This window comes from Lactobacillus amylolyticus DSM 11664, from assembly GCF_000178475.1.
In the GTDB taxonomy this organism is placed as follows: domain Bacteria; phylum Bacillota; class Bacilli; order Lactobacillales; family Lactobacillaceae; genus Lactobacillus; species Lactobacillus amylolyticus.
On the sequence record NZ_ADNY01000013.1, the window covers coordinates 90751 to 117327 of the forward strand.

Sequence of the window (26577 nt, forward strand, 5' to 3'; positions counted from 1 at the left end):
TGTCGACGCCTCTTTAAGCTACTGTGTCCTTAATTAACGGGTAATACTTGCCCTTCTTCAAAATATGAATTATTTCATTTTTCGTTTCATCATCATGCTTAAATAGCGATTCATAATATGTTGCTAGCAAATCGCTAAAACCAATCTCTGGAGTGACTGGCAATTCTCTTAAAAACTTAATTGGGAGCCGCATGTAAGATTCATCCGCCTTCTCATGGTAGCAGCAATCAAGAAATTTACGGCAATCCAAGAAACAAATTGCAGCGTGAAGGGATTTGACGCCGGATGTTTTTTAAAGGCCGAGAAGGCTGATTTAACCAATTCATAGGAAGTTTCAATGTCCATCAAGACAACTCTTGACTTAAAAAGTAAAATGACATGTGGTCCCAGTCTTCGCCGACAATTAGTGACTTTACTTTTGCCTTCAATTCGGTAGAAATATGATCATTAGAATGAGTTACCCAGGCGTAGGCTAATTCTAATCTAAATTTAAGCCAGGATGGTAAATCATTATCTTTTTGATTTAATTTGGTTTCAATTTCCTTTAACTTGGCAAGGTTTTTAGTATTTTTAGCAAAAGTAATTTCTGATTCAATCTCATAATAGGAATTGTATTGATTTTTGCTTTGATTGCTGAGACGGCTGAAGAAACTAACTACATCAAAATGATGGGCAGTGAGCAACTTAATTAATAGGTCGGCGTCGATGCCACGCTTATCATTTTCTACTTTTGAATAAAATGATTGCGTTACGATTCCTCCGGCCATCTCTTTTTGTGTCATACCAGCATGCAGGCGGTAAGTTTTTAAAGTTTGCCCAATTGTCATAAATTATCCTTCAAAATCTAATCAAGATTATTATAGCGGATTTATGTATAAAAAAAAGAGTTGCACACTCACTTCATGTACAACTCTTTTTTCATTCAAGAATTATTTATCTTAAGTTCAATTTGCTTGCTGGAATCCAAAGGTTCTTACCTGCAATCTTGTAGTAAGTCTTGCCAGTAACTTGACCATTTGCATTGTTATTTTTATTAAAGAAAAAGCCGTCCATAAAGGACGACTTTAATCTAGAGGATATATAAGTAAGTTTTTCTTCTATTAATTAAGAATTAGTAACCCATGTAACGGTTTCTTTCCCAATCAGAAACTGATTGAGTGTATTTTGACCATTCAAGTTCTTTAGATTCAATGAAGCTCTTAGTTAAGTGTTCACCTAAGGCATCTTCTATCAACTTATCAGCCTTGAATGCCTTAATAGCATTGTGCAAAGTTGATGGTAATGGCTTGATGCCATGCTTAGCTCTTTCTTCTTCAGTCATTTCAAAGACGTTAGAAGTTACAGGCTTCATTGGCATCTTTTGTTCCTTGATTCCTTGCAAACCAGCAGTAAGGCAAGCTGCAAGAAGAAGATATGGGTTAGCAGTTGGGTCAGCTGAACGCATTTCCAAACGGGTGTTGATTTCTTCAGCATCTGGAATACGAACAAGTGGTGAACGGTTCTTAGTAGCCCATGAAATGTAAACAGGAGCCTCAAAACCAGGAATCAATCTCTTGTATGAGTTAACAGTTGGGTTGGCAACAGCAGTGATTGCGCGAGCATGTTCCAAAATACCATTCAAGAAGTATAAAGCAGTGTTTGAAAGGTGGTATTCGCCATCCTTGGAGTAGAATGCATTCTTGCCATCTTTAAAGAGTGACATGTTGGTGTGCATTCCGTTACCAGCTTCACCTTCAATTGGCTTAGCCATGAAGGTTGCGAACAAACCGTGCTTTCTAGCAACTTGTCTTACAACCATCTTGAAGGTTTGAACACGGTCAGCAGTAGTTAAAGCATCATCGAATCTGAAGTCGATTTCTTGTTGACCAGCACCTACTTCGTGGTGAGCAGCTTCAACTTCAAAGCCAATGCTTTCCAAAGTTTCAACAATATCACGACGGCATTCAGCACCTTCATCGCTTGAAGTCATATCAAAGTATGAAGCATGATCTGGAACTTGAGTAGTCCAGTTGCCATCTTCACCTAACTTAAACAAGTGGAATTCAGCTTCAAAACCAATATCGAAGTCTGAGAAGCCCATTTCGTGCATTTGCTTAAGAACACGCTTTAAGTTGTTTCTTGGGTCACCTTCAAATGGTTCACCATTAGTCTTGTGAACTGAGCAAGTTAAACGACCAATCTTGCTGCCAGTTTTATCAGTCCATGGCAATACCATCCAGCTTGAAAAGTCTGGGTACAAAACCATGTCGCTTTCTTCAATTCTTACGAAACCGTCAATTGAAGAACCATCAAAACGAATATTGTTAGTTAAGACTTCGTCCAGTTGGCTGATTGGCACTTCAACAGCCTTTAAAGTACCGTTAATATCAGTAAAGGATAATCTCAAAAAGTGAACGTTGTTTTCCTTTACGCTTTTTCTAATATCATCTGCAGTAACTGTTTTACTCATTTTTTCCACCTAAAAAATATAAAAAACTATCAATTTGTACAGTCCTATTATCGATTCCTTTTCTCGTATTAGAACTGTATAAAAGAATAGCAGACCAATTTTGAAATGTCAAATTGGTCTAATAGAAAATTTTGATCTTTATAAAAGCTTAATAAAATAAAAATGAGACTAACTAAATGTTAGTCTCATCGGCTTCGCTGACTCTCATTAATTATTAAAGAAAGTATCTTTAACAGCATTGATGACCGCAATTTTATCATGGGCATAGGTTAGACCACCTTGCATATATACGGCATAAGGCGGACGGACCGGACCATCGGCAGAAAACTCAATTGTTGAACCAGAAATGAAATTGCCGGCTGCCATAATAACTTTGTCTTCATAACCTGGCATGTGGTAAGCTTCCGGTTTTACAAAAGAATCGACAGGTGAATTCTTCTGAACCTCCTGAACGAATTGCTGCATCTTCTTTGGATCACCAAAAATAATGGTTTCAATTACGTCGCTGCGGGTTTCATTCCATTTTGGCGTAACCTCCATCCCCATTTTTTCAAACAAAGCAGCTGCGAAAATCATGCCTTTCTCCGCCATACCAGTGACATTAGGTGAAATAAAGAAGCCTTCATAAAAGTCATGCAAATTATCGAGCGTAGCTCCTTCATCCGTGCAGCCTGGTGCAGTCAATGCGATTTTGGTATTGGCAATCAAATCCTTTTTGCCGACAATATAGCCACCTGTTTTTGCGAGGCCACCACCAGCATTTTTAATCAAAGAACCAGCCATGAAATCAGCACCATATTCCGTTGGTTCATGCTTTTCAGAAAACTCGCCATAGCAGTTATCGATGAAAATCAAACTCTTTGGTGATACCTTTTTGACGAAAGCAATCATTTCTTTAATTTGGGCAACAGTGAAGGTCTTTCTTGTAGCGTAGCCACGTGAACGCTGAATAGCGACGATTTTAGGCTGATCGCGCGTTAAAATTTTTTCTGCTTGCTCATAATCAATCAGACCTTCCGAAGTAAGCGGAACGTAGGAAAACTTGACCCCACGTTCCATTAAAGTGCCCCGCTTTTTTGGCGTTAAACCAATTACTTCCTGCATGGTATCGTAAGGCATCCCGGTCAAATAAGTCAGCGTTTCACCGGCATTCAAGTTTCCATTCAATGCTGTAAACAAAGTATGAGTACCGGAAACAAATTGCGGACGGACAACAGCGTCTTCAGTTTGAAATACTTCGGCATAGATTCGATCCAGCTTGTCTCTGCCGGTATCATCATCGCCGTAACCCGTAGTCCCGTTTAAATCAGCCTCTGCTACTTCTTGATCCTGAAAAGCTTTAAGCACCTTGGCCTGGTTATAAACAATTTGCTCATCAATTTCTGCCAGCTTAGGCGTAATTTGTTTGTCAACTTCATTCACTAATTTTTGCAATTTTTCTGGTAGATCACACATTCAACCATTCCTCCACTTTTTTTAAAATCTTCTTATCACAATCGGGATCGTTTAAAGGATCGAACCACTGAACAGGCAATTTATTTCTAAAATACGTCAGCTGCCGCTTAGCGTAGCGCCGTGATGAAGTCTTCAACTGGTCAATGCATTCTTCAAGCGTTTGCTTATGCTCAAAATACGGGAAAAACTCCTTATAAGCAATGGCCTGCAATACTTGATATTCCTTATCCCGATGCTCATAAATAAATTTAGCTTCATCCAAAATCCCAGCATCCAGCATTTTATCTACACGGTGGTTGATGCGCGCGTAAATTTCGCTGCGATTAGAATTTAAGCCAATGATCAAATAGTCATATCGCGGCGGAATACTAGTCTGTTGTTCTGAAAACTTCTTGCCCGTTCGCTCGATAACCGTTAAGGCACGCAAAGTGCGTCTGGCATTTGCCACCGGAATTTTGGCTGCTGCCACTGGATCTTTTTGCTCCAGCAGCTGCCACAGCTTTTCCGGACCATTGCGAGCTAAATAATCTTCCCACTTTTTAGTTACGCTGCTTTCTTCCGCTGTTTTTTCACCCAGCTGCATCTTATTCAGCAACGCGTTGACATAAAAACCTGTGCCGCCAACGACCATTGGTAAACAATGCTGAGCAGCAATTTCGTCAATAGCTGCGGTTGCCTGATCAACAAAATCTTTAACCGAATAATCTTCAAAAACGGAACGAGTATCGACCAAATAGTGTTTAACTGCTGCTTGTTCATCTTCTGTTGCTTTGGCCGTACCAATTGCGACTTCTTGATATATCTGCATTGAATCGCCAGAGACGATTTGAGCGTTCAATTTTTTAGCCAATTTAATTGCCAGATCTGTTTTGCCAATTGCGGTTGGACCAACGATCGCCAATACCTTTTTCATATTTTCTCCTAATAGCAAAAAAGGCTTGAGAATCACTATCTCAAGTCTTTTGAATTAATATTTTGAACTCTTGGTTCTGCCATCCCATTGTTCAAAGCCATCTTTAAGCCAGTGAATTGATGAAAACTTCTTTTTCTTTAATAATCTAGCGGCACGCAAAGTGATCGACAATGAATCTGAATACAAATATACCGGTAAATCAGGACGAAGTTCTTCATATTGATACTTAAGCATGGTATAAGGCAAGTTGCGCGCACCATCAATATGCTTACGCTTAAAGGCTGCTTTTTCTCTTAAATCAACAATCTGTGCCTTACGCATCCCGGCCTTAAATTCATCATTATTTAACTCGCCACCGATGCTCTTAGCTTGAAACTTGTTCCAAGCCCAAACAATTACAAAGACTAAAATGATTGCGATTAAAATAACATCTAAAATAATTAAAAAATTCGACATCAGTTAAATCGTCCCTCTAAAAAATCTTATATATTTCATGATACCGCTAAAGCGCTTGCTTTGCTATAACTTTTTGCCTTTTGCATCTCGCTCTTTGCGTTCTTCATATTCATGTTCACGCTGCAGAATCGTTTTAACAATTAGATAGTCGTGCTGATCCAGCAAATTCGTATGGTAAATATTATCTAATTCAATGGTCATCAGTTCAATATCCCAAATTCGCTTGCCAACATGGACCAAAACGCCATATTTTTCAAGTAGCTGTTGAACATCGTATAAGTTTTTCATCATCAGAAAGAAATCACCATTCCTTGTCTAACTGTTAATACAATATAAATGATAGCAATAGCTGCAGCGATAACCCGCAACTTGGTATTGTAGCCTTTGCCTAAACGATCTCCGCTCATCATTGCCAGTAAAAATCCAGAAATCAAGCCACCGATATGACCGTAAATATCAATGTTTGGCAAGAAAATATCAATAATCAAGTTCAAAACAGCCAATACTAATGCTTGACGACCAACATAAGCTACTACTGGATTAGCACGGTGACGAATACCCAAAGCAATAACGGCACCAAATAAACCGAACAAAGCAGTTGAGGCACCAGCGCCGATGCTTTTATCGGAGCCAAAAGCTAGGCTTAACAAATTGCCGCCAACACCAGACAGCAAGTAGATCAACAAGAAGCGCCAATGACCCAGCATTGGTTCAATAATCAAGCCCATGTAGTAAATCATGACAATATTGGAAACCAAGTGCCAGATGCCAATATGCAAGAACTGAGCTGTAATAAGACGCCACCATTGATGACCTGCTACTACGGCATAATTGTTCATTGCACCTAATTTAACCAAGGTCGCGGTGTTTTCTGAGCCACCCATAAAAGTTTCGACTAAAAACATCGCAATACAAATAAATACCAAAACAAAGGTACAAAAAGCTGGTGGAATTTGTCGTTTTCTTACCATAATAGCCTCTTTTCTAAATTTTTAATCAGCAGTAATAATTTTTTCTACAGGAAGATCGTGATCCTCAATTGGCCAGGTCGCTGTCTTAAAGAGCATTTTAGAATTTGCTAAAGCAATTGTTCTTACTTCTGAATGGCTTGCGATAAAACGGTCATAATAACCGCCGCCAAAGCCCAAACGTTGCTTGCTATCCTCAGCAAATGCTAAACCAGGCACGAGAATTAAATCCAACTCATTGTTGATTTCAGCATCTGGATCAGAAACCTCTTCTACTCCGAAGGCTGACTTTTTTAATGGGCTACGATAAGTATAATGAACAAAATTCATTTTGTGCTCTGGACCAGGGACTACCTTGGCCAAATACACATCCTTACCCAGATCCCACAAGTGGGCAATAATCTTAGAAGTATCAATTTCTATTGGCAAGGAAGCCGTAATTCCAATCGTTTGCGCTTGATGAATTAAATCAACCTGGCTTAAATTCTTAAAAATCCTTTGATCTTCTTCTTTTTTCTTCGGGTTCGTTGCAAACTCGGTTAAAATTTGTTTTTGCTCTTCTCTTAATTCTTCTTTTTTCATTCTACTCCCCGGTGATAACAAAAAATAGCAGGTAAATAACCTGCTATTTTGGTTTAATTACTTAGTTTCACGGTGAAGTGTTACTCGTCTTTCAACTGGGCAATACTTCTTTAAGGATAAACGTTCCGGATGCTTACGCTTGTTCTTCTTAGATAAGTAACTTCTATCGCCACATTCGGTGCATTCCAAAATGATGTTATCTGCCATTTCTTTCACCACCTACAATTTTTTATTCTGACTGTATTAGAATAGCATTTTTTAGCCACTTTGACCAGTACTTTTTATTTGTTTGCAGCGAAGTAGTCTTTAACCATTGCTTTGGCAACTTGCAAAGTGTAAGTTCCTTCCATGTTTGGATCAAGTCCTGGGAAAATAACCGCAATCGCAAGTTTAGGATTCTTCGATGGTGCATAACCAACAAAAGTAGCATTAATCAATTCTGGTTGATTCTTCTTGTTTGGATGATCAGGGTCGTAGTAGAAGGTCTGAGCAGTACCAGTCTTACCAGAAATTGAAGGCTTAACATTCTTCAATGGGTGAGCAGTACCCCAGGCATTGGTACCATGAACAACTCTGTAGAAACCAGTTTGAATGATGTTCAGCTCCGCCTTGCTCCAAGGAATTTGCTGTTGGACAACCGGCTTCTTGTTGTAGTTGATATAGATCTTCTTACCATTGGAACTGGTTTTACCAATTCCTTGAACGATATATGGCTGCATCCGGTAGCCACCATTGGCAATCGTTGATACATATTGCACCATTTGAATTGGCGTATATGCATCATAGTTACCATAGGCCAAGTCAAGAAGTGAACCTGAAAGGATTCTGCCCTGACTGTCAAAACTCTGACCTTCAATTCCGGAAACTTCGCCAGGAAGGTCAACACCGGTCTTTTGGCCTAAGCCAAACATTGCAAAGTTCCTCCGCAAAACATTGAAGGCATCATTCGGCATTGAAATATAAGTCTTAGGTACATATTTTGCCTTTACCCACTTAAGTGCCAAGTGCATCATGTAAATGTTACTTGAAACTTCCAGAGCAGTTTCAGCATCCAAGGAGCTGAAAGTACCAACAGGATAAACGGATTTCTTCACAGGTGATCCTGGCAAATAAATTGGCGTATCAGAAAGGGTATTGCTTGTTGGCGTAATTACATTATTAAGCAAGCCGCCGGCAACCGTCGCACCCTTAACAGCAGAACCCATAACGAAGGACTGGTTGATTACGCCAAGGGCATTATCAGTAACTTTGTTTGTTTTTACGTTATGGCTTAATCCAGTAATTGCAAGAAGTGCCCCAGTTTTTGGATTCATCGCTACTGCATAAGCACCAGAAGAATATTTAGCAGCTCCAGCTGAAAGTGCGGAAGCATAAACCGTCTTCAAGGCTGCTTGAACTTGCTTCTGATACTTGGCATCAATCGACAGCATCAAGCTTGCTCCGGCTTGACCTTTATAAACCGTCTTGGTTTGCTGAATACCGCCATTACCTTTAGTTTCAACTTCAATTTGAGACTTGGTTCCTTTTAACAAAGGTTCATATTCTTTTTCAAGATATGAAGTACCTACCCGGTCGTTACGTGAGTAACCTTGCGCCAAGTAGTACTGCAAGTTGTCACTTGGCAATCCGGATTTTTCGGTAGAAACAGAACCAATAATACTTTGAATTGATGAGCCGTTTGGATATGAACGTTCCCAGTCGGTTCCGATACCAACACCAGGCAAATCTGAAAGGTGTTCACCCACTTGGGCCAATTCCTTATCAGTTAAGCCCTTATTCTTAATATAAATGGTTGATAAAGTGTAGGCACCAGAGATCTTGTTAAAGATCAAAGCTGCTGTTTTTTGCCGTTTGGTAAATTTGATCTTTTCTTTTTTAACTTCTTTAATCAAATTCTGGGTAAGTTCTGTTGAGGATACATTGTTGCCTTTTTCAGATTTTGGCAATTTTGCTTCGATTTTAGTAGAATTAGCAGTATCCGCAAGATAATATTCAGCCAATTGCTCTTGCGTTGGCTTTTCATCAGTAATGCTGATGTAAGCACTCAAGGCAGTGGAAATCTGATAGATCTGCTTGGAAGAAGTTGATGCACCCTTGGTATAGGTAATCGCGTTATTTGCTTTATTACCTACCAATACTCGGCCTTTGGAGTCATACATAACTCCACGAGGCACCTGATTGGAAACAACAGTTGAGTCATTCTGAGCTACTTCAGACTTAAAGCGCGATCCATAAGCCAATTGCAAATAGGCTAATTGACCAATCAAAAGCGCAAAAAGGATAAAAATAATCCCAAGAATGATTTTCATTCTGGTTGGGGTTGAGGCTTGTTTTTTAGAGCCTGTCCCACTATTTTTTCTAAAATAATCCACGTTGATCGTCCCTTACTAAAACTGCAATTATTTTAACAAAAAGTTCGCTGTAATTCTAATATTCTAATGGAGCTTAGATAAATTTTAAAATGTCATTCAAAAAATTTATAAATCATAAATCTGCAGGATACTTTTTCAGTTTTATTGTTCCCTGTCTAACCTTATTTATTTATTTCGCTGTTAATCATTATAACGTTTTAACAGTTGATCTTGGACAACAATATGTCGATTTGCTTGCCTTTTTGCGCAGCAATTTATTCACGCATCCCACTAAACTGATATACAGTTTTCAAAATGGGCTTGGCGGTTCGATGATCGCGACAGATGCCTATTACCTGCTTAGCCCTTTCAACCTTGTGCTGTTTCTTTTTCCTAAAAGCCAATTGCCAATTGCAATTTTAACTATCATTAGTTTAAAATTCGGTGCCAGCGGACTTGCCTCATTTTATTATTGGCATCGCGAAAAAGGCATCGGTTTCTTTTACAGCTTAGCGGCAAGCTGGGCATATGCGCTATCAGGCTACATGGTCGCCAACTACTTCAACTTGATGTGGCTGGATTCAGTAATTCTTTTGCCACTATTAATTGCAAGTATTGATCACGTATTGCGTGGGGGAAAAAACCATTTGGTTCTAATCACCTTTTTATTATGGTTCACCAACTTTTACACAGGCGTGATGACGCTATTCTTTGGCCTGCTCTATTTGCTTACCCAGATCTTTTGGTTAAAAAAATCAGAAAGACTATCACGTTTTTGGACATATCTCACACGAAGCATTGTCGCTTCGTTCTTAGCAGCTTTTGTCCTGTTTCCCAGCTTCTTTGAGCTGCTCGCAAACAAAGCTTCAACCAAGGTAAATTGGACCTTCTCCTGGCAATTCAACCCCGTTTTAGAACTTGGAAAATTAGCTGACGGCAGCTACAGCTTTCATGAAATGGAAAGCGGCATGCCTAATCTTTTCTATACCATGCCCTTTTTGTTAGCAACTATCCTCTACTTTTTGAGTCGCCGGTTCAGCTGGAAAAAGAAGCTTGCTAACGGATTGCTGCTGCTCTTCCTGCTGCTCTCATTATCATTTACGCCATTGGTCTTATTCTGGCATCTCGGACAGTTTCCAGTTTGGTATCCCGGTCGCTTCAGCTTTGTACTGATCTTCTTCTGCTTGAATTTGGCATTAGCTTATTTGCACACTGAACAAAATCCTAAATTGTGGCAGCGAATTACCGTTGGCGTAATCGCCATTTCCTTAGTGAGTTATTGGTACTTTGCACAAAACAGCTTTACCTTCTTTACCCAGACCAATCTGATCACATCAACGACCTTTATCGTGCTGGGCTTGCTATTCTTTTTCTTTATCTTTGCACAACACCATCTTGATAAGCCTTTTTTTGCAGCTGTCGTCGGAATTGAAGCCATTGCAAGTCTAATTTTGTCACTGAATAATCTTTCCTTTCAAAAAAATTCCGCTTATCAAAAATTTGCGCAAAATTCATTGCAAGCAAGTTCTTATTTGCAAAAAATTGATCCGACCCTCTATCGAACTGAGAAAACCTTCTCTCGTTCAGATGAGGATCCTTTTACAGCTAATTACAATGGACTGTCCAGCTTCAACTCCGTCACAGATCAACGGGTCTTAAAATTATTGGCAAACTTAGGCTTTTTGCATAACAGCAATTCTTACACCAATAACGGCGGCAGTTTGATTACCGACGATATCTTTGGCATTAAGTATTACATCCAACCCAACTATGCTAGCGACCATGTTTCTTCACAAGCCAAAATGGCTTTTGACAATGACAATCATCGGATTGATATTGATTCTTATGCCGTTAAAAAAGAGTTCAAGCAGCTACTGGTGTCAAAAAATTCAACCGCACTGCCCCTCATATTCATGGCGCCAGTGAATAACCAAAAGCTGACTTTCAACGGTGATGAACCTGCCTACAATCAACAAAAACTCCTTCAAAATATCATTGGCAAGAAGACAATTTTCTTCCAACAGATTCCATTCCCTAAGCCTACATTAAGCGGCTCAGTCTATTCCAAAATTTCACGGCAATATACTAAGAAAAAGAATGCGAAACAGAGCAAGATCACTTTCAGCATTCCGCTTAAAAATAATGACGCTTATTATCTGCAGCTGCCTTCAGGTTTAGACAACACGCAAATGTCGCTTTACGTGAATAATCAAGAAGTTGATTTAACTGTTCGTGATGAGCAAAGCCACCTCATTAGTTTGGCTCACAATCAAAAAGGAACGAAATTAATTGTAACGATGGTCATGAATCAAATGGATTTGGATCTGAGTCAAATTAAACTATTCGAATTGAACACTACAAAGCTAAATAATGCTATCAAAAAATTGAAGCTGAACGCACCAAGCGTTTATCAAAATGGTTTAAAGCTAACAACTTCAACTTTCACCAGCACTAAAAAGCAAAGACTGTTAACAACAATTCCTGCAAGCAAAAATTGGCTTGTTTTTGACAACGGCGAACGACTAAAAAGCAGTCAATTTGCTAGTGCCTTCATGCAGGTTGAATTAAATAAAGGCAAGCATCATCTGACATTTATCTATGTGCCATGGCTGCTTTTAGTTGGAATTTTATTGAGTATTTTGGCATTAATTTGCTTAAAATTGTTTTTCCACTAGACTAACCTTTACCTTTTGTAATAAAATGAATGCGTTAACATTTTAAATAGAAAGAAGAGTGAATTATGGCTCTCAAATACCAAATTGGTGTAGACGCTGGTGGTACCCACTCTACAGCTATCGCTTATGACATGGATGGTAAAGAACTTGGCCGTGCAGAAGGCGGCCCAGGCCAAATTAACGCTGACTACGAAGGTGGTATTAACAATATCGCCAATGTTGTTAATGATTTAATGAACAAGATTGATGGCGACTGCATGCGCGTTTTAGCCGGAATTGCTGGTTTATCAGTTGTTGGCAACGCTCCAGAAGTCGCAGCAACAATTTCATCAAAGATCAACAACTTGCCAACTCGTGCAATCACTGACTCACTTTTAGCCCTCTACAATGGACTTGAAGGTGATGATGGTGCCGTGGTTATTGCCGGTACCGGTTCAGTATTCAACGGTTTGCAAGATGGTCACTTGATCTCTGTCGGCGGTTACGGCAATATTTTAGGTGACGAAGGATCCGGTTATGCAATCGCAGTTGCAGCTATGAAGTCAGCCCTTCTCAGCTGGGATAAACGTGAAGACAACGCTTTAATTCCAATGTTCACTAAATTATTCGGTGTTGAACATATGGACGATTGCAACGCTAAATTCTACCGGATGTCTAACCCTGAAGTAGCCAGCATGGCTGTCCACGTTGCTAAGCTTGCTGACAGTGGTGACAAAGATGCAACCAGGGTTATTAAGGATCAGGCTCATTTATTAGCTCGCGATATTATCATCAGTCTTGATCGTTATGAAGATCCAAAGCCGATGAAAATCGCTTTAACCGGTTCAGTTTTGGCTAAGAACGAAATGATGCGTGGTTTGATTGAAGATGAAGTCAAGACCAAGTATCCTGACGCAACCTTCTCAGTTTCAAACGGTGAAAATGCTCGTGGCGTTATCTTCGACAAGAGTAAGGATTACCATTACTTCACCAACCACGAAGACAGATAATCAACAGAAATCAATAAGAAAACGGCTAGGACGTTTGTCCTAGCCGTTTTCTTTTATTCAAAATCATTATTTCTTAAGGCTTGCCAAATGTTCCTTAATCTTGTTGGCAGATTCGGTTAATTTGGTATGTTCTTCATCAGTAAGCTTCAATTGAATTAATTCTTCGATCCCATCACGACCAATAATTGCAGGATAGCCAATATAAGTCTTGAATTCTGGGTCATAAGTTGAAACTGGTGCAAACAATCTAGCATCTGAGAAGACTGCTTGAACCAATCTAACTGCACAAGTTGCAATCGCATATGAAGTATAGCCCTTGCCAAAAGCAACTTTGAATGAGTTCTTATTTGATTGGGCACTGATCTTATCTTGATCTTCTTCGCTGAATAATTGCGAAGCAATCTTATTGTTTACACGGACCGTTGACCAAGCAGTAAATTGTGAGGAACCATGTTCGCCCAAAACGAAGCCTTCAACATTTTTTGGATCTTGCCCCAACTTTTCACCAACAATTCTTTGCATTCTGGCAGTATCAAGAAAAGTACCTGTACCAAATACTCTATTCTTCTTCAAGCCAGTGGTTTCTTGCAAGATTTGAGAAACGGCATCACAAGGATTTGAAATATTAATAATAATACCTTTGAAGCCGGTCTTCTTAATCTTCTCACCAACTTCTTTGGCATTGGCTGCGTTCAAGTTAAATTCGCCAAAACGATCGCCAGTCTTAACGGAAGCATCAATATCACCAAAAGAGGTAACAATAATTTCGGCATCCTTCAAGCCATCCCAATCTTGCATTTTGACATCAACATAATAGTTGTTGCGTGCCAAAGTATCATGCAAGTCATTATATTCAGCTGAGGCCTTCTTTTCATTTTTGTCGATTAAAATTAATTCATCAGCAATTCCATGGGTAAAAAGAGTATAAGCTACAGTAGCACCAACGTGACCCATTCCGATAATTCCAATTTTTCTCATTTTAAAAACCTTTCTAGCAAAAAGGGACCAGGCTTTACTCCTGATTCCTTTTCATTAAGCTTCAACTTTGTTAATAACAACGTCAAATTTACCACCAGGAGTGGTAATTGATACTGTTTCGCCCTTCTTCTTGCCAATTAAAGCTTGGGCAATTGGTGAATCGTTAGAAATCTTGCCGTTAAGTGGATCTGATTCATCACTACCTACGATGGTGTAGGTTTCAGGATCGTCTTCACCAACTTCAGTATAAGTAACAGTCTTACCAACAGCTACTTCATTAGGATCAACAGAATCTGCATCAACAACTTGTGCATATTTAAGCATTTCTTCTACTTGTGCAATTCTGTCTTCTACGTGACTTTGCTCATCTTTTGCGGCATCATATTCTGAGTTTTCAGACAAGTCACCGTAAGAACGAGCAACCTTTATTCTTTTAATAACTTCTGGACGTTTTACTAATTTTAAGTCTCTTAATTCTGCTTCAAGCTTTTCTTTACCTTCAGCAGTCATTGGAAATGATTTTTCTGCCATTGAACATATACTCCTTATTTTGAAGAAATAAATCTTTTATGCATTGATCAATGATATTAATTTATCCCCATAAAGTCAACCTTTAACGTATCTTAACTTCAAGGTCATTCATTAAAGCTTCGGTAATCTTGTTCATTGCCTTAGTAACAACTTCATCTGTCAAAGTATCGTGTTCATTTAAGAATGTCAAATTGTAAGCTAAACTCTTCTTGCCTGGCTCAATATGACTTCCTTCATAAACATCAATTACTTTAAGGTTCTTCAAGTACTTGCCGGCATTAGCAAGAATGACATTTTCAATTTCGCTATTGGTTACATCCTTCTTGACCAAAATTGAAAGATCACGTTCAATTGCTGGGAACTTAGGTGCTGGCTTAGAAGTCATGCCCTTATTTAAAGTTGCATCAATGGCATCAAGGTCTAATTCATAGCCATAAAGTTCGCTACCTCTTAAAGCCTTATCAGCCATCGTTACAGCATGAGCAATCATACCGATCATCCCAATATATTGACCATCAAGGTAAATTGCAGCCGTTCTGGTTGGGTGCATGCCGTTAATTTCTGCAGCCTTGTACTCAATCTTGTTTTCATCAAGGCCAATTGCTTCAAACAAGTCCTCTAATTGACCCTTTACATAGAAGAAATCAACCTTTTCATTCTTGTGTTGCCAGTTGTCTTCAAAAATACTGCCAGAATACAAAGTTGCAAGGTGTTCATGTTCATTGAAAGTATCATTGTCATGATCATAAACACGACCTTGTTCAAAGAAGTGCAAGTCATTTTCCTTACGAGCAAAGTTGTAGCTAGCAGCATCTACCAAACCAGTCATCAGGTTTTGTCTCATTGCTGAACGAGCTGAGTTTAATGGCATTTCAACTTCAGCTAATGGCTTAGGATTCATAGTGAAACGAACTGCTTTTTCTGGTGAAGTCAAAGAGTAAGAAATAGCTTCCATCAAGCCTTGACCTTCAACCACTTTCTTTACGCGACGCAACTTAGTTTCGGCCTCAGAATATCCACCATGTGTTTCAGCTAATAAAGGTTGCGTTGACTTCAAATTATCATAACCATAAATTCGGCCAACTTCTTCAACCAAATCAGCTGGAATAGCAATATCCCATCTTCTATTAGGAACAGTGACAGTTAATTGATCACCATCAACTTGAGTTTCAAAGCAAAGACGATCAAGAATTTTAACCATTTCATCGCTTGATAATTCAGTACCAAGAACATTATTAATATAAGAAACAGTGGTCTTGACTACTGCCGGCTTTCTTGTTTGGTCAGTAGCTTTGATTTCACCAGCGTTAACAGTTGCGCTAGCATCATTTCTAAGAAGAAGAGCTGCTATGTCGATTGCTTTTTGGGTATTATCCCAGTTGATGCCCTTTTCAAAACGACTTGAAGCTTCAGTTCTGTTAGCATGACGAAGAGCTGCTTTTCGAACCAAAGTTCCATCAAAGACGGCTGATTCCAAAATAACATCAGTAGTATCATTTTCTACTTCTGAATTCTTGCCGCCCATGACGCCAGCCATCATAACTGGTTTGTCACCGTCGGTAATAATAATATCGTTTGGATCAAGTTCAATCTCTTTGTCATTGAGCAAAGTCAGCTTTTCTCCCTTTTCGGCTTTTCTGACAACCAATTTGCCACTCTTGAATGTCTTAGCATCATAAGCATGCATTGGTTGACCAGTCAAAAGCATAACGTAATTAGTAACATCAACGACATTGTTGATTGGACGAATGCCGGCATTCCAAAGACGTCTTTGCATCCATAATGGTGAATCGCCAATTTTAACGCCAGAAACTTTTCTTAAGTAATACTTAGGGGCAAGCTTTTCGTCAACTTCAGCATCCAATTCTGATGTCCAATCTGGGCCATCTTCTTTTAACACGACATTTTCAATTTGAGGCTTTTCATTGACAATTGCCCCAACTTCGTAGGCTGCACCTTCCATTGATAAAGTATCAGCACGATTAGGCGTAATATCAAAGTCTAAAATGTAGTCGTCCATGCCAAGTGCTTGATAAACATCATCGCCTGGCTTAACTTCAGCATCTTCAGGGAAGACATAAATACCGTTAACGTATTTCCCAGGAACAGTGCTGTCACTGAAGCCAATTTCTTGCAAAGCACAGAGCATTCCGTAGCTTTCCATGCCCCGGATTTTGCCCTTCTTGATCTTTTCATTGCCAGCAATTCTGGCGCCATGAAGAGCAACAATTACATTTTCACCTGCGGCAACGTTTGGAGCACCACAAACGATTTGCAATGGCTCATCTTCACCGACATCAACGTGAGTTAAATGAAGGTGGGTGCCTTCAACAGCCTTACAATCTAAAACGTGACCAACAACGATCTTTTTCAGGCCTTCTTGAGGGTGATTAACAGAAGCAATTTCAACGCCTGTTCTAGTAATTTTTTCTGCTAAATCCTTTGGATCTTGATCTAAATTAAGAAAATCTTGTAACCAATTGTATGAAACTAGCATTAGTCTTCCTCCTTACGGAATTGTTCCAAGAAACGTTTATCATTGGTGTAGAAATCACGAATATCATCAATGCCGTATTTCAAAATAGCAAAACGATCAAGACCAACACCAAAGGCAAAACCACCATAAACAATTGAATCAACGCCAGCATTTTCCAAAACGTTAGGTTGAACCATACCAGCACCTAGAACTTCGATCCAACCAGTATATTTACAAATTTGGCATCCCTTACCATTACAATTGAAGCAAGAAACATCCATTTCAACTGAAGGTTCAGTGAATGGAAAGTAGCTTGGGCGAAGACGAGTTTCACGATCCTGACCAAAGACATGCTTAGCGATCATTTCAAGCGTGCCCTTTAAGTCACTCATAGTGACATGCTTATCAACAACCAAACCTTCCATTTGCATGAATTGGTGTGAGTGCATTGCGTCGTCATCGTCACGACGGTAAACCTTACCAGGTCCTACCATCTTTAACGGACCCTTTGAAAAATCATGCTTTTCAAGGACACGGGCTTGGTCACCCGAAGTCTGTGACCGAAGCAAGTTTTCGTCATCAATATAGAAAGTAGCTTGCATGTCACGAGCTGGGTGATCTTTTGGCAAATTCATCATTTCAAAACAGTAGTGGTCAGTTTCAATTTCTGGACCTTGAACAACGGTGTAGCCCATTCCGATGAAATATTTTTCAAGATCATCCAAAATAATGTTGATTGGGTGCTTTGACCCCACATGGCTTCTTCTGCCTGGAAGGGTAACGTCTACGCGTTCATCTTCCATCTTTTTAGCAATAAATGCTGCTAAAAGAGACTTCTTCGAATCATCTAATTGCTTGTTGAACAAATCACGTAGTTCATTTACTCTTTGACCAACTTCGCGCCGATCTTCTGGCGCCACTTCTCTTAATGAGTGTAAAATTTTGGTCAATTCACCCTTACGGCCAACCAATTGCACCCGTACTTCATCAAGCTTCTTTTCATCAGAGGCTTTTTTGATTTCCTCGAGTCCCTTTTCACGGAGCTCTTTTAACTTATCAAATAAGTCCATTTAATTTTTCCTTTCGAATAAAAAAGTAATTTTTCCTTTCGAATAAAAAAGCTTCATCCCTCAAAAGGGACGAAGCTTCGCGGTACCACCCTAGTTTAGACATAGAAGATTATGCCTACACTTTTGCTTTCGATAACGGTGAAATACCGGAATTGATTAGATCCTACTCGCAAGATGAAATTCACAACTTAAACTTCAGCCTTTCTTTCAGCTAATAAAAAGGCCTCTCTAATCAAGTTCTTATTGCTACTAGTCTTGTTCTCAGTAATTAATTATTAGGATAATTCATTAAGTTTTAATTTGCAAGCCTTTAAGTCCATTTATCTGCCCAAGTGTGAACTGAATCAAACACTGGCTTCAAAGCTTCTCCCTTAGCTGTTAAGCCATAAGAAATAATACCAGTGTCCTTATCGACAGTTCTTTTAACGATGCCATCCTTTTCAAGCTCCTTGAGTCTTTCAACCAAAATTCTGTCTGAACAAGCAGTTACGCAACGAGCCAAATCCTTAAAACGCATCATTTTTGTGTCGCATAGTGAACTAATAATCAAGCCATTCCACTTTTTGCCAATAATTTCAAAAGCATGGATAAAATGCTGGCATAATTCGTAATCAGCGGGGTTTTTACAGCCACAATCTTTGATGCTCTTTTCTTTTACTCCTTGAGCCATAAGTAATACCTCCTGCAAATATAATTGTTATTTTTAGCTTTGATTTTATTATAAATAAGCTACTTACTAAAAACAAGCAAAGTGTCTTACGCAAAATGATAAATCATAATACCGGCAGCAACGGCCGCATTGAGTGATTCGGCTTGACCAAAAATTGGAATATACAGTTTAGTATCGCTTAAGTTGGCAATAAAATCACTTACTCCATGAGCCTCGTTGCCAATAACTAGACCAAGTTGTGCTACTTTTTCAAAATCAGGCAATTTTTTTGCAGTTTTATCCAGCATGCTGGCATAAACTGGAATATCGCTAGCCTCCAATTGGGTAATGACATCAGTCAAATCTTTAATGATGATATCGATATGAAATTGACTTCCCTGCATTGCGCGCTGAGTTTTAGGATTATATAAATCAACACTCTCTGGTGACAAAACAACCCCATTAAAGCCAGCCGCATCTGCAGTTCTAATAATCGTACCCACATTGCCAGGATCAGCTAAATTATCAAGCAAAACCCATTTGCCATAATTAAAAGAGAAATCTTTTGGTTGAGCAATTTTTAACACAGCGAAAATTTCTTGCGAATTCTTGGTTGAACTCAAATGCCGCGCAATTGCTTTATTAATCAAGATAACGTTTTTAGCGTCTAAACTAACCCCAGCTTCTTCCGCCTTATTTAGTGCTTCATCGGTACCAAGCAGATAAATAAATTTGCGGTTGGCCTTTAATGTTTCTTCAAACAAATGGAAGCCTTCAATTAAGTAAAGACCGGTTTCTTCACGATATTTCTTTTTATTGAGTTTTTCTAATTCTTTGACAAGCTTATTGTTTACTGAACTGATTTGTTTCATGTTTGTCCTCTTTTCTATCTCCCTATTTTAAATGACATTTATTAAAATTAACATGTTAGAATTAAAGATAGTTGATTTTATAAAGGGGATATTATCATATGGAAACTTGGAAATTAGTTGTCTCCGGTCTCGTTCAAGGCGTAGGCTTTCGCTGGAGTGTTCTAAACTATGCTCAAAGCTTAGGAATCAATGGGACTGTTAAAAATAATGCTGATTCCACTGTCACGATCATTCTGCAAGCTGACAAGCAAACAGTCAATTCATTTATTCAAAATTTGCCCAAACATATCTCACCTTTTGCCAAAATCGAAAATATTCAGGCAGAAGAGCTGCCGGGCGTGGAAAAGATGCATGACTTTCATGTATTATATTAAGGTCAGAAAGAAAACAAATCAGGTGAATTGAATGAAAAAATATCGTAAATATTTAGGTCTCTTAGTTTTGGTCTTATTAGTAGCCGTGATCGTCACCGGCTGTTCCTCTGGCGGGAACCCGCAAAAAGGCATTCCGCCACATGGTGGAATTTATGGCTGGGTCTACACATGGATTGGAATTCCACTGCAAAACGTAATGCTTAAAACGGCTAATGCAATCAAAGGTGCGAATGGCGCAGGCTGGGCCATTGTCATTATTACCTTAGTCGTAAGAACAATCCTTTTGCCATTAATGCTAGTCCAACAAAAGAAGAGCGTCACCCAGCAAGAAAAGATGGCTCGCTTGCAGCCACAAATGAAGCTGATTCAAGAAGGCATGAAACACAAGCCGATGACTCCTGAGCAGCAAATGCAGTTATCCAAATGGCAGCGTGAATTATACCAAAAGAATAACGTTTCTTTAACTGGTGGAATCGGCTGTCTGCCATTATTGATTCAAATGCCAATCATGATGGGAATTTACTCAGCCGTTGCTTATTCATCAGTTTTGAGAGAAGCTTCATTCTTTGGAATTTCCTTGAACAGCAAGTCTCTTGTTTTAGCAATTATTGCGACTGTTTTTGCAGTTATTCAAGGCTACATTTCATTAATCGGCATCCCTAAGGAACAAAAGAAGACAATGCAGTCTATGATGTTCATGAACCCAATTATGACCTTGTTCTTCAGTTTATCCTTCTCTGGTGCTTTGGCTTTGTACTGGGCAGCCGGCAACTTTGTAACAATTATTCAACAGATACTGGTAACATTTGTTATTACGCCACGCGAAAAGAAACGCGTTGCAGCTGAAATTAAAGATCATCCTATTCAAACCGTCGTTACTAAGAAGGACATTGATGATCTCTTTAATGGTGCTGCAACAGATGCTTCTAGCGAAACAAGAGAATTGCATCAGGATTTGCGTAAACGCAATCAAGGCAAACAACAAAAACGTAAATAAAGATCATTGAATACGAAAAAAGACAGGATTTAAAATCCTGTCTTTTTTTATAAGATTCCTTCCGGCTTTTTTGGCTCTTCAGTCTTTTCTTTTTCCGCTTCAATCTTTTTAAGCTTGTCTAATTTTTGTGGAGTTAGAATTGGAAAGGCGATCTTAAATTGACTTCCTTGACCTTCGACTGATTCAACGCTAATCTTGCCATTATAGCTTTCTACAAGCTTCTGAGCGATCGTAAGACCTAAGCCATTGCCACCCTTTTCACGCGTTCTAGCCTTATCAACTCGATAGAAGCGGTTAAAGATCTTGCTTTGATCATCCTTTGAAATTCCTTCACCGAAGTCCTGAACAACAATTCGAACATTATTCTGAGTTACACCGGCCGAAACATTAATCTGCTTGCGATCGGTTGAATATTTTATGCCATTATCAATCAAAATAACCAAAATTTGTTCTAAATGGCCGTGATACATTTGAATATACGTATTTGCAGGCAAATCGTCTACATCCAGCTGCAAATTAAAGTCCTGGTGGACTAGAGCCAAATCATCAACTACACGACTTAGGACCTCATTTACGTTTGTATAAGCATTAGGATATTGAACATCGATTTGTTCAGCCCTTGTCAAATCAAGCATTTCCTGAATCAAATGCTTCATTCGATCTGCCTCTTGCAGGGATGCTTTGATAGATTCATCCAGAATTTCCGGATCATCTTTTCCCCAACGCTCCAACATATTCAAATGTCCCTCAATAACGGCAACCGGAGTCCGCAATTCATGCGAAACATCACTGACAAACTGCTTTTGTTGATCAATATAGCGCTGCATTCGGTCAAGCATTTTATTGAATGATTTAACCAAATCTTCCAGTTCATCATTTCGATTCAAGTCTTTTATTCTGACATCACTGTTTGGATCATCATTAACTTTTTGTGCAACACCAACCATTTCTTTAATCGGCTTAACAACATCGCGCACAATGAAGAAAGCAATCCCACTAAACAAGACAATTGCCACTAATGAAATAATAATCATACGGTGCAGCAAATTGTTCATTAAGTGATTGTAATAAGTCATTTTGTTCGAAACAACAATATAGCCTGTTACTTTACCAGTCTTAGTAGAGACAATTTTTTGAGAAGTAATTAAGGTTGACTTATTGTTTCTTCGTATAACTTTTTGCCAGGAGCTGCCCTTAAATTTGTGCAATTTCGGCGTATCTTCACCATTTGCGAAGACAACTTCATTATGAAGATTGTACACAGCAACACTAATATCTGGATTGGAAATCGAAGAAATCAGTGCATCACTGAAAGCACTAGAATTTGAGGAAGAATCATGATTAATCGTTGGTCCACCGTTTAAAATTCTTTGCGTGCTGGGTGAAAGTGCGGGAATAACATTTGAAATCTGCAGTTCTTTCGGAATAGAAACCAGCGATGAGTTCAAAGTGGCAACCACTCTGTTGGAAACTGATTCCTGCTGCTTCATTGACTGCTGGTTGACAGTCGAATAAATTACCATTGAAAAAATAAGAAAAGAGACCATGATCGTCAATGAAACGATACTTACCCATCTAACAATAAGCGATGAGTGTTGGGTCTCTTTTATTTTCTTATTTCTCTTCTTATTCTTTGTCATCATCTTCATCTCTTACCATATAACCCGTGCCACGCACAGTTTTAATGTAAGAAGGGCGACCTGGGACATCAATCTTGTTACGCAAGTAACGAACGTATACTTCAACAACGTTGGTTTCAATATTTGATTCTGGACCCCAAATCTTATTAAGAAGTTCGTCACGACTAACAACATTGTTTTTGTTGTGAATCAAAGTCATTAACAAGTTGTATTCACGTTTTGTAAGATCAATTGCCTTGCCATCGCCGCGGTGAACAATTCTGTTGGCTGTTTCAATTGTTAAATCTTTAAATTTTACAGTTTGCTGCTTGGCTACAGTTACGTTTTGAGCTTCTTTCTCAATCTTTACACGGCGTAAAACAGCACGTAATCGAGCTAATAATTCCTCAATTGCGAATGGTTTAACAATATAATCGTCTGCACCGTGGTCCAAGCCAGAAACACGGTCGATAACTGAATCTCTAGCAGTCATCATAATAATAGGAGTAGTCTTAGATTGACGAACCCGACGTGCTATTTCCAAGCCGTTTAAATCCGGCAACATTAAGTCGAGCAGAATAGCGTCAAAATTTTCATTTAAAGCTCGATCCAAGCCTTTACGACCATTATTTTCAACGACCGTTTCATAGTTCTCGTGTTGTAATTCCAATTGTACAAAACGAGCTAAATTTTTTTCATCTTCAATAATCAGAATTTTTGCCATGATTTTACTCAGTTCCTGTCCATAATTAACTTTACTTAACAAAACTGTTAATAAAGGTTTCATAATTAAAGGATACTTTAAAAAACATCCAAAAACAAGAAAAAAAGCAACCAATCTTAAAAAATAATTGATTACTCTAACAAATATTTATTTCTTATTTTTATTTTGATCATCAAATAAGCCCTTTAATTTTGCAAAAGCAGGATTAATTTGATTCTTTTTCCCTTCATCAAAGGCCTTTTCGGAAACAACTTCCCAACCCTTGCCCTCTGGATAAATGTGCTCGTCTTTTTCTTTCTCTGTTAAAATAGTGGTAGGAATATTTAACAAAATATTATCTTCGACAGCAGTTTGCAAGTCGATCGTATCATTGTTTATCGTGACAATTGGATCCGGATTTTCATCCAGCTCATCCTTAGTTGGCTTATCTTGGCTGTAGTTCTCTGTAAAAGAAAACTCTTCATGATCATCTACAGGTGCTAGACTTCTGCTAGATGGAACCACTAAATCCGCACTGACTTTAAAATTTCCAGTGACGTATGGCTCATCATAAAACAAGTCGCCACTGACTTTGATATTTTTTGCTTGATACAAGAGTTTTTGACTGCGCTTCAAAAATTCTGGACGAACTTCAACTTCACACTCGATATGAACCATTGGCGCAGCATTGTTTTTAACTTTTGAAAAATTAATTGAGAGCATTTTATACCTCGATTGGACGTTGACCAAAGTTCTGATCAACATGCATTATTTGTTCAAATAACCGATCCACTCGCACCTGCAGTTTGAGTGAGCCATTTTTAGAATTGCGTTTATCAACTTTGGATACAATATTCAAATTTTCTTTGCGAATATCCTTTAAGTAGCGCCGTCCTAGCTTGCTGAATCCCAAAAGGGTCAAGCTTTCATCATTAAAGCTATCAATCATATCATCTTGCGTTACATTCAAAAGCGTATATAGACACAGACGACGCAAGCGAGAATATGTATAGCGCTTAGATTTTATTCGCCGCAAAAATTCAGTAAATTCCCTAGCCAGATGAATTTCTGCCTTCATCTTGTATTCTAGGCCTTCACTCATCTGATAAATACTTTGCAATTCAGAAATAGAAGATGATTCGATGCGATATTTTAAAAATGGAAACATTAAGTTCCAGTTTGGATATACTTTCTGTTTAGCAAGTTCAATTGCTTCTGCCTTGGGCAGCCAAGTCTTTAACTGACTTTTATCCTCATCGTGCAGAAGCAAGTTGCGAATCGCACTTGCGCTTTGAACAACGCCATTTCTTTGCAAAATATCATCGTGATTAACCCCAATCCGATTAATTGGATGCAGCTGCATTGGAGAGTCCAAATTATGATTGGCAACGGCATAAGCTAACCCAAGAATTGCGTTTGGAGCATTAACCTCGTAGCCTACTTCACGAGCAACCATTTGATTATATTGCGTAGAATAGGTTTGACTATAATCCTTAAAATTCATCGAATTTGGTGGAATTTCAGCAATTTTTGAACCCAGATAGGCAAAATTCAAGTTGGCATCTTCTACACCGAAAACTAATGTCTTGACCCCTAATTTTGCTAAAGCTTCGATGCTGCCCAAAGCAAAAAGATCAGCTGGTTCAACCGAAGTGGAAAAAGGCATTTCAAAAACCAGATCTGCACCTGACTGCAGGGCGGTTCTAGCACGCGACCATTTATTCATAATTGCCATTTCGCCACGCTGAACGTAATTGCCTGACATCAAAACAATAATTGGATCTTTACCAGCCACCAAACGTGCCTGATTGAGCAAAAATTCATGACCGCTATGAAAAGGATTATATTCAGCAATGATCCCAACTACACTCATGAATTTAGTCTTCCTTTATCTCTAACTTTTTACCATCTGCCCATAGTTTTTCAAGGTTATAAAATTCACGAGCTTCTCTAGTAAAGATATTGACTACAACGTCACCTAAATCAAGCAAAAGCCAATTTGAATCTCTAGTACCTTCAATTCGATAGTCAGTGTAATTATTTTCGTGAGCTTCATCGACAATTGAGTTAGCAATCGCATGCAATTGTCTGTTTGAGCCGGCACTGGTAACAACAAAAAAGTCGGATAAAATACTAATGCCGCGCATATCGTAAGCCTCAGTATCTTCCCCATGACGGTCACTAATTGCTTTTAAAACAAAATCTAAAACTTCAGTATTCTTCAAATCTTTCTCCTTATTTATTTGTTAACACTCCACACGTTATAAGCTTCTAAGCTGCGGGGATAAATTTTATTTCTTTGTTCAATCAAAAATTCTAGCGTATGTGCCAATTGATAACCAACGCCTGCATCTAAATTGGCATAAGTTATTTTGCGTGCCTCTTCTACTCCGGGAAAATCACGACCTGGTTCAATAAAATCAGCCATAAAGACAATCTTGTCCAAAGTAGTCATTTCCTTATCAGCAGTAGTATGGCGCCAAACAGCTTTTAAAATTTCAGGATCAGTAATCTTTAAATCACGCTTGATAAAATATGTTCCGACAATCCCATGCCAAATTGCACGATTCCAGTTAAGCAAATCTTGATCAAAGCCTTCATTTTTGATTACTTTGCGATACTCTTCAACTGGCACTTGCTTGGCATAGTCATGAACAAATCCTGCCAGAGCAGCCTTATCCTCATCATAATCATTTAATTTAGCTAATTTGCGTGAAGTCTCGCTTACTCTAACACAGTGCTGGAAGCGTTTATTATCCATATTTGATTTTTCTTTAGCAATTATTTCATCACTAGAAAGCGGTGAATAGGTTTTCTTAAAAAACAAATCAGTCACGGTAAAGCCCCTTTTCTTCAATATATTGCCGAACGCTTTCCGGTACCAAATACCGAATTGAAGTACCAGTAGCAACTGAACGACGAATTGCAGTCGAAGACAAACGAATGTCTGGTGCATCAACCCAAATCATTGGATACTGCGGATCTTGCGGATAGCCTGGACGACGAATACCTACTAGCGTAACCAATTTTACCAATTCTGGCGCTTCTTTCCAGGTGTGGAAACTGTTAACTTGATCACTGCCCATAATTAAGTAGTAATTATTCTGCGGTGCTTTTTCCTTAAGATAGCGCATCGTATCAATCGCATAAGATACGCCGCCGCGGAACAATTCCAACAGTTTTACTCGAAACTTTGGATTGTCTCGCGTTGCCAATTCAAGCATAGTAGCCCGATCCTTTGCAGAAGTCAGCGGCGCATTTTTATGCGGCGGGATATTGTCCGGAATAAACCAAACCTCATCAAGGCGCAACTTCGTCATTGCCTGCTCAGCTGCAACTAAGTGAGCAATATGAACAGGATCGAATGTTCCGCCCATTATTCCAATTTGACGGCCACGCTTATCTTCATCTATTTTAGGTTCTACTTTTGTGACAGGCTTTTTTTCAACACATTTCGTATTTGCCATGAT

The 26577-nt window shown here is 38.9% G+C and carries 28 protein-coding genes and 1 other annotated feature; of the genes, 4 read left to right on the top strand and 24 right to left on the bottom strand.

Translation table 11 applies throughout. From position 1 onward, the window contains the following. Window positions 1–13: 13 nt before the first annotated feature. The 11 genes from HMPREF0493_RS08935 to HMPREF0493_RS01960 all read right to left on the bottom strand — a co-directional run bounded on the left by HMPREF0493_RS08935 (window position 14) and on the right by HMPREF0493_RS01960 (window position 9195). Entirely contained in the window at window positions 14–193 is a 180-nt protein-coding gene (locus HMPREF0493_RS08935) for a hypothetical protein (protein ID WP_006351567.1), read from the bottom strand. Between the two features lie 151 nt (window positions 194–344). Then, on the bottom strand, window positions 345–827 hold the full coding sequence (locus HMPREF0493_RS08940; protein WP_006351568.1) for a helix-turn-helix domain-containing protein: 483 nt from the start codon (window positions 825–827) through the stop codon (window positions 345–347). 284 nt (window positions 828–1111) lie between these two features. Then, entirely contained in the window at window positions 1112–2449 is a 1338-nt protein-coding gene (locus tag HMPREF0493_RS01920) for a glutamine synthetase family protein (RefSeq protein WP_006351570.1), read from the bottom strand. A gap of 207 nt (window positions 2450–2656) precedes the next feature. Then, on the bottom strand, window positions 2657–3904 hold the full coding sequence (locus tag HMPREF0493_RS01925) for a methionine gamma-lyase family protein (protein WP_006351571.1): 1248 nt from the start codon (window positions 3902–3904) through the stop codon (window positions 2657–2659). Further along, a complete protein-coding gene (miaA, locus tag HMPREF0493_RS01930; RefSeq protein ID WP_040456897.1) occupies window positions 3897–4817 on the bottom strand; it encodes a tRNA (adenosine(37)-N6)-dimethylallyltransferase MiaA in 921 nt (306 codons plus the stop codon). Before miaA ends, HMPREF0493_RS01925 begins: the two co-directional genes overlap by 8 nt. A gap of 54 nt (window positions 4818–4871) precedes the next feature. Then, on the bottom strand, window positions 4872–5273 hold the full coding sequence (locus HMPREF0493_RS01935) for a rhodanese-like domain-containing protein (protein WP_006351573.1): 402 nt from the start codon (window positions 5271–5273) through the stop codon (window positions 4872–4874). A 63-nt stretch (window positions 5274–5336) separates the two neighbouring features. Next, the gene (locus tag HMPREF0493_RS01940) at window positions 5337–5561 is read right to left on the bottom strand and encodes a YqgQ family protein (RefSeq protein ID WP_040456949.1); all 225 of its coding nucleotides are present in this window, start codon (window positions 5559–5561) and stop codon (window positions 5337–5339) included. A gap of 2 nt (window positions 5562–5563) precedes the next feature. Continuing rightward, window positions 5564–6244 carry a rhomboid family intramembrane serine protease gene (locus tag HMPREF0493_RS01945; protein WP_006351575.1) on the bottom strand — a complete coding sequence of 227 codons (681 nt, stop codon included), beginning with the start codon at window positions 6242–6244 and terminating at the stop codon, window positions 5564–5566. A 21-nt stretch (window positions 6245–6265) separates the two neighbouring features. Continuing rightward, the gene (locus HMPREF0493_RS01950; protein WP_006351576.1) at window positions 6266–6823 is read right to left on the bottom strand and encodes a 5-formyltetrahydrofolate cyclo-ligase; all 558 of its coding nucleotides are present in this window, start codon (window positions 6821–6823) and stop codon (window positions 6266–6268) included. Window positions 6824–6880: 57 nt separating this feature from the next. Further along, the gene (rpmG, locus tag HMPREF0493_RS01955) at window positions 6881–7030 is read right to left on the bottom strand and encodes a 50S ribosomal protein L33 (protein ID WP_006351577.1); all 150 of its coding nucleotides are present in this window, start codon (window positions 7028–7030) and stop codon (window positions 6881–6883) included. A gap of 74 nt (window positions 7031–7104) precedes the next feature. Continuing rightward, window positions 7105–9195 (bottom strand): peptidoglycan D,D-transpeptidase FtsI family protein, encoded by a 2091-nt coding sequence (locus tag HMPREF0493_RS01960; RefSeq protein WP_006351578.1) that lies wholly within the window; start codon window positions 9193–9195, stop codon window positions 7105–7107. An 89-nt stretch (window positions 9196–9284) separates the two neighbouring features. Here HMPREF0493_RS01960 and HMPREF0493_RS01965 point away from each other — a divergent pair, with 89 nt between their 5' ends. Next, window positions 9285–11849 (top strand): YfhO family protein, encoded by a 2565-nt coding sequence (locus HMPREF0493_RS01965; protein ID WP_006351579.1) that lies wholly within the window; start codon window positions 9285–9287, stop codon window positions 11847–11849. A gap of 65 nt (window positions 11850–11914) precedes the next feature. Continuing rightward, window positions 11915–12838, top strand: coding sequence for an N-acetylglucosamine kinase (locus HMPREF0493_RS01970; protein ID WP_006351580.1), 924 nt, complete (start codon window positions 11915–11917; stop codon window positions 12836–12838). A gap of 66 nt (window positions 12839–12904) precedes the next feature. On the opposite strand, the gene HMPREF0493_RS01975 is transcribed toward HMPREF0493_RS01970, so the two are convergent. The 6 genes from HMPREF0493_RS01975 to HMPREF0493_RS02000 all read right to left on the bottom strand — a co-directional run bounded on the left by HMPREF0493_RS01975 (window position 12905) and on the right by HMPREF0493_RS02000 (window position 19414). Continuing rightward, the gene (locus HMPREF0493_RS01975; RefSeq protein WP_006351581.1) at window positions 12905–13816 is read right to left on the bottom strand and encodes an L-lactate dehydrogenase; all 912 of its coding nucleotides are present in this window, start codon (window positions 13814–13816) and stop codon (window positions 12905–12907) included. A gap of 54 nt (window positions 13817–13870) precedes the next feature. Then, window positions 13871–14347, bottom strand: coding sequence for a transcription elongation factor GreA (gene greA / locus HMPREF0493_RS01980; protein ID WP_006351582.1), 477 nt, complete (start codon window positions 14345–14347; stop codon window positions 13871–13873). A gap of 82 nt (window positions 14348–14429) precedes the next feature. Continuing rightward, the gene (pheT, locus tag HMPREF0493_RS01985) at window positions 14430–16844 is read right to left on the bottom strand and encodes a phenylalanine--tRNA ligase subunit beta (protein WP_006351583.1); all 2415 of its coding nucleotides are present in this window, start codon (window positions 16842–16844) and stop codon (window positions 14430–14432) included. Next, the gene (gene pheS, locus HMPREF0493_RS01990) at window positions 16844–17893 is read right to left on the bottom strand and encodes a phenylalanine--tRNA ligase subunit alpha (RefSeq protein ID WP_006351584.1); all 1050 of its coding nucleotides are present in this window, start codon (window positions 17891–17893) and stop codon (window positions 16844–16846) included. Before pheS ends, pheT begins: the two co-directional genes overlap by 1 nt. 62 nt (window positions 17894–17955) lie before the next feature. Beyond that, window positions 17956–18165, bottom strand: a binding site (T-box leader). 38 nt (window positions 18166–18203) lie between these two features. Continuing rightward, complete coding sequence (locus HMPREF0493_RS01995; RefSeq protein WP_006351585.1) at window positions 18204–18563, bottom strand: winged helix-turn-helix transcriptional regulator; 360 nt, start codon at window positions 18561–18563, stop codon at window positions 18204–18206. A gap of 86 nt (window positions 18564–18649) precedes the next feature. Then, window positions 18650–19414: a TrmH family RNA methyltransferase gene (locus HMPREF0493_RS02000; RefSeq protein ID WP_006351586.1), complete on the bottom strand. Its 765-nt coding sequence runs from the start codon at window positions 19412–19414 to the stop codon at window positions 18650–18652. A 98-nt stretch (window positions 19415–19512) separates the two neighbouring features. Here HMPREF0493_RS02000 and HMPREF0493_RS02005 point away from each other — a divergent pair, with 98 nt between their 5' ends. Continuing rightward, entirely contained in the window at window positions 19513–19788 is a 276-nt protein-coding gene (locus tag HMPREF0493_RS02005; RefSeq protein WP_006351587.1) for an acylphosphatase, read from the top strand. Window positions 19789–19819: 31 nt separating this feature from the next. Further along, window positions 19820–20785, top strand: a complete 966-nt coding sequence (gene yidC, locus HMPREF0493_RS02010; RefSeq protein ID WP_006351588.1) for a membrane protein insertase YidC — start codon at window positions 19820–19822, stop codon at window positions 20783–20785. A gap of 47 nt (window positions 20786–20832) precedes the next feature. Here the strand turns inward: yidC and HMPREF0493_RS02015 are convergent, their stop codons facing one another. The 7 genes from HMPREF0493_RS02015 to HMPREF0493_RS02045 form a co-directional block, all read right to left on the bottom strand. Then, window positions 20833–22434, bottom strand: coding sequence for a HAMP domain-containing sensor histidine kinase (locus HMPREF0493_RS02015; protein ID WP_006351589.1), 1602 nt, complete (start codon window positions 22432–22434; stop codon window positions 20833–20835). Further along, on the bottom strand, window positions 22412–23128 hold the full coding sequence (locus tag HMPREF0493_RS02020; RefSeq protein ID WP_040456953.1) for a response regulator transcription factor: 717 nt from the start codon (window positions 23126–23128) through the stop codon (window positions 22412–22414). The genes HMPREF0493_RS02015 and HMPREF0493_RS02020 overlap by 23 nt, the downstream gene beginning before the upstream one ends. A gap of 147 nt (window positions 23129–23275) precedes the next feature. Beyond that, on the bottom strand, window positions 23276–23830 hold the full coding sequence (locus HMPREF0493_RS02025; RefSeq protein WP_006351591.1) for a YceD family protein: 555 nt from the start codon (window positions 23828–23830) through the stop codon (window positions 23276–23278). 1 nt (window position 23831) lies between these two features. Continuing rightward, window positions 23832–24980, bottom strand: coding sequence for a nucleotidyltransferase (locus HMPREF0493_RS02030; protein ID WP_006351592.1), 1149 nt, complete (start codon window positions 24978–24980; stop codon window positions 23832–23834). Window positions 24981–24984: 4 nt separating this feature from the next. Continuing rightward, window positions 24985–25332, bottom strand: coding sequence for a ribosome silencing factor (gene rsfS, locus HMPREF0493_RS02035; RefSeq protein ID WP_006351593.1), 348 nt, complete (start codon window positions 25330–25332; stop codon window positions 24985–24987). 14 nt (window positions 25333–25346) lie between these two features. Further along, window positions 25347–25943 carry a bis(5'-nucleosyl)-tetraphosphatase (symmetrical) YqeK gene (gene yqeK, locus HMPREF0493_RS02040; protein ID WP_006351594.1) on the bottom strand — a complete coding sequence of 199 codons (597 nt, stop codon included), beginning with the start codon at window positions 25941–25943 and terminating at the stop codon, window positions 25347–25349. Next, window positions 25936–26574: a nicotinate-nucleotide adenylyltransferase gene (locus HMPREF0493_RS02045; RefSeq protein ID WP_006351595.1), complete on the bottom strand. Its 639-nt coding sequence runs from the start codon at window positions 26572–26574 to the stop codon at window positions 25936–25938. The genes yqeK and HMPREF0493_RS02045 overlap by 8 nt, the downstream gene beginning before the upstream one ends. Window positions 26575–26577: the final 3 nt, after the last annotated feature.

Excerpts from the sequence above, each read along its gene's own strand:
- HMPREF0493_RS01965 (WP_006351579.1), top strand. The coding sequence starts at position 9,285 with ATGTCATTCAAAAAATTTATAAATCATAAATCTGCAGGATACTTTTTC.
- HMPREF0493_RS01945 (WP_006351575.1), bottom strand. The coding sequence starts at position 6,244 with ATGGTAAGAAAACGACAAATTCCACCAGCTTTTTGTACCTTTGTTTTG.
- HMPREF0493_RS02045 (WP_006351595.1), bottom strand. The coding sequence starts at position 26,574 with ATGGCAAATACGAAATGTGTTGAAAAAAAGCCTGTCACAAAAGTAGAA.
- HMPREF0493_RS08940 (WP_006351568.1), bottom strand. The coding sequence starts at position 827 with ATGACAATTGGGCAAACTTTAAAAACTTACCGCCTGCATGCTGGTATG.
- HMPREF0493_RS02000 (WP_006351586.1), bottom strand. The coding sequence starts at position 19,414 with ATGAAACAAATCAGTTCAGTAAACAATAAGCTTGTCAAAGAATTAGAA.
- HMPREF0493_RS08935 (WP_006351567.1), bottom strand. The coding sequence starts at position 193 with ATGCGGCTCCCAATTAAGTTTTTAAGAGAATTGCCAGTCACTCCAGAG.
- pheS (WP_006351584.1), bottom strand. The coding sequence starts at position 17,893 with ATGGACTTATTTGATAAGTTAAAAGAGCTCCGTGAAAAGGGACTCGAG.
- HMPREF0493_RS01995 (WP_006351585.1), bottom strand. The coding sequence starts at position 18,563 with ATGGCTCAAGGAGTAAAAGAAAAGAGCATCAAAGATTGTGGCTGTAAA.
- greA (WP_006351582.1), bottom strand. The coding sequence starts at position 14,347 with ATGGCAGAAAAATCATTTCCAATGACTGCTGAAGGTAAAGAAAAGCTT.
- miaA (WP_040456897.1), bottom strand. The coding sequence starts at position 4,817 with ATGAAAAAGGTATTGGCGATCGTTGGTCCAACCGCAATTGGCAAAACA.
- HMPREF0493_RS02005 (WP_006351587.1), top strand. The coding sequence starts at position 19,513 with ATGGAAACTTGGAAATTAGTTGTCTCCGGTCTCGTTCAAGGCGTAGGC.
- HMPREF0493_RS01920 (WP_006351570.1), bottom strand. The coding sequence starts at position 2,449 with ATGAGTAAAACAGTTACTGCAGATGATATTAGAAAAAGCGTAAAGGAA.
- HMPREF0493_RS01940 (WP_040456949.1), bottom strand. The coding sequence starts at position 5,561 with ATGAAAAACTTATACGATGTTCAACAGCTACTTGAAAAATATGGCGTT.
- HMPREF0493_RS01925 (WP_006351571.1), bottom strand. The coding sequence starts at position 3,904 with ATGTGTGATCTACCAGAAAAATTGCAAAAATTAGTGAATGAAGTTGAC.
- HMPREF0493_RS01950 (WP_006351576.1), bottom strand. The coding sequence starts at position 6,823 with ATGAAAAAAGAAGAATTAAGAGAAGAGCAAAAACAAATTTTAACCGAG.
- HMPREF0493_RS02015 (WP_006351589.1), bottom strand. The coding sequence starts at position 22,434 with ATGAAGATGATGACAAAGAATAAGAAGAGAAATAAGAAAATAAAAGAG.
- yidC (WP_006351588.1), top strand. The coding sequence starts at position 19,820 with ATGAAAAAATATCGTAAATATTTAGGTCTCTTAGTTTTGGTCTTATTA.
- HMPREF0493_RS02030 (WP_006351592.1), bottom strand. The coding sequence starts at position 24,980 with ATGAGTGTAGTTGGGATCATTGCTGAATATAATCCTTTTCATAGCGGT.
- HMPREF0493_RS01970 (WP_006351580.1), top strand. The coding sequence starts at position 11,915 with ATGGCTCTCAAATACCAAATTGGTGTAGACGCTGGTGGTACCCACTCT.
- HMPREF0493_RS02020 (WP_040456953.1), bottom strand. The coding sequence starts at position 23,128 with ATGGCAAAAATTCTGATTATTGAAGATGAAAAAAATTTAGCTCGTTTT.
- pheT (WP_006351583.1), bottom strand. The coding sequence starts at position 16,844 with ATGCTAGTTTCATACAATTGGTTACAAGATTTTCTTAATTTAGATCAA.
- HMPREF0493_RS01935 (WP_006351573.1), bottom strand. The coding sequence starts at position 5,273 with ATGTCGAATTTTTTAATTATTTTAGATGTTATTTTAATCGCAATCATT.
- HMPREF0493_RS02025 (WP_006351591.1), bottom strand. The coding sequence starts at position 23,830 with ATGCTCTCAATTAATTTTTCAAAAGTTAAAAACAATGCTGCGCCAATG.
- HMPREF0493_RS01975 (WP_006351581.1), bottom strand. The coding sequence starts at position 13,816 with ATGAGAAAAATTGGAATTATCGGAATGGGTCACGTTGGTGCTACTGTA.
- rpmG (WP_006351577.1), bottom strand. The coding sequence starts at position 7,030 with ATGGCAGATAACATCATTTTGGAATGCACCGAATGTGGCGATAGAAGT.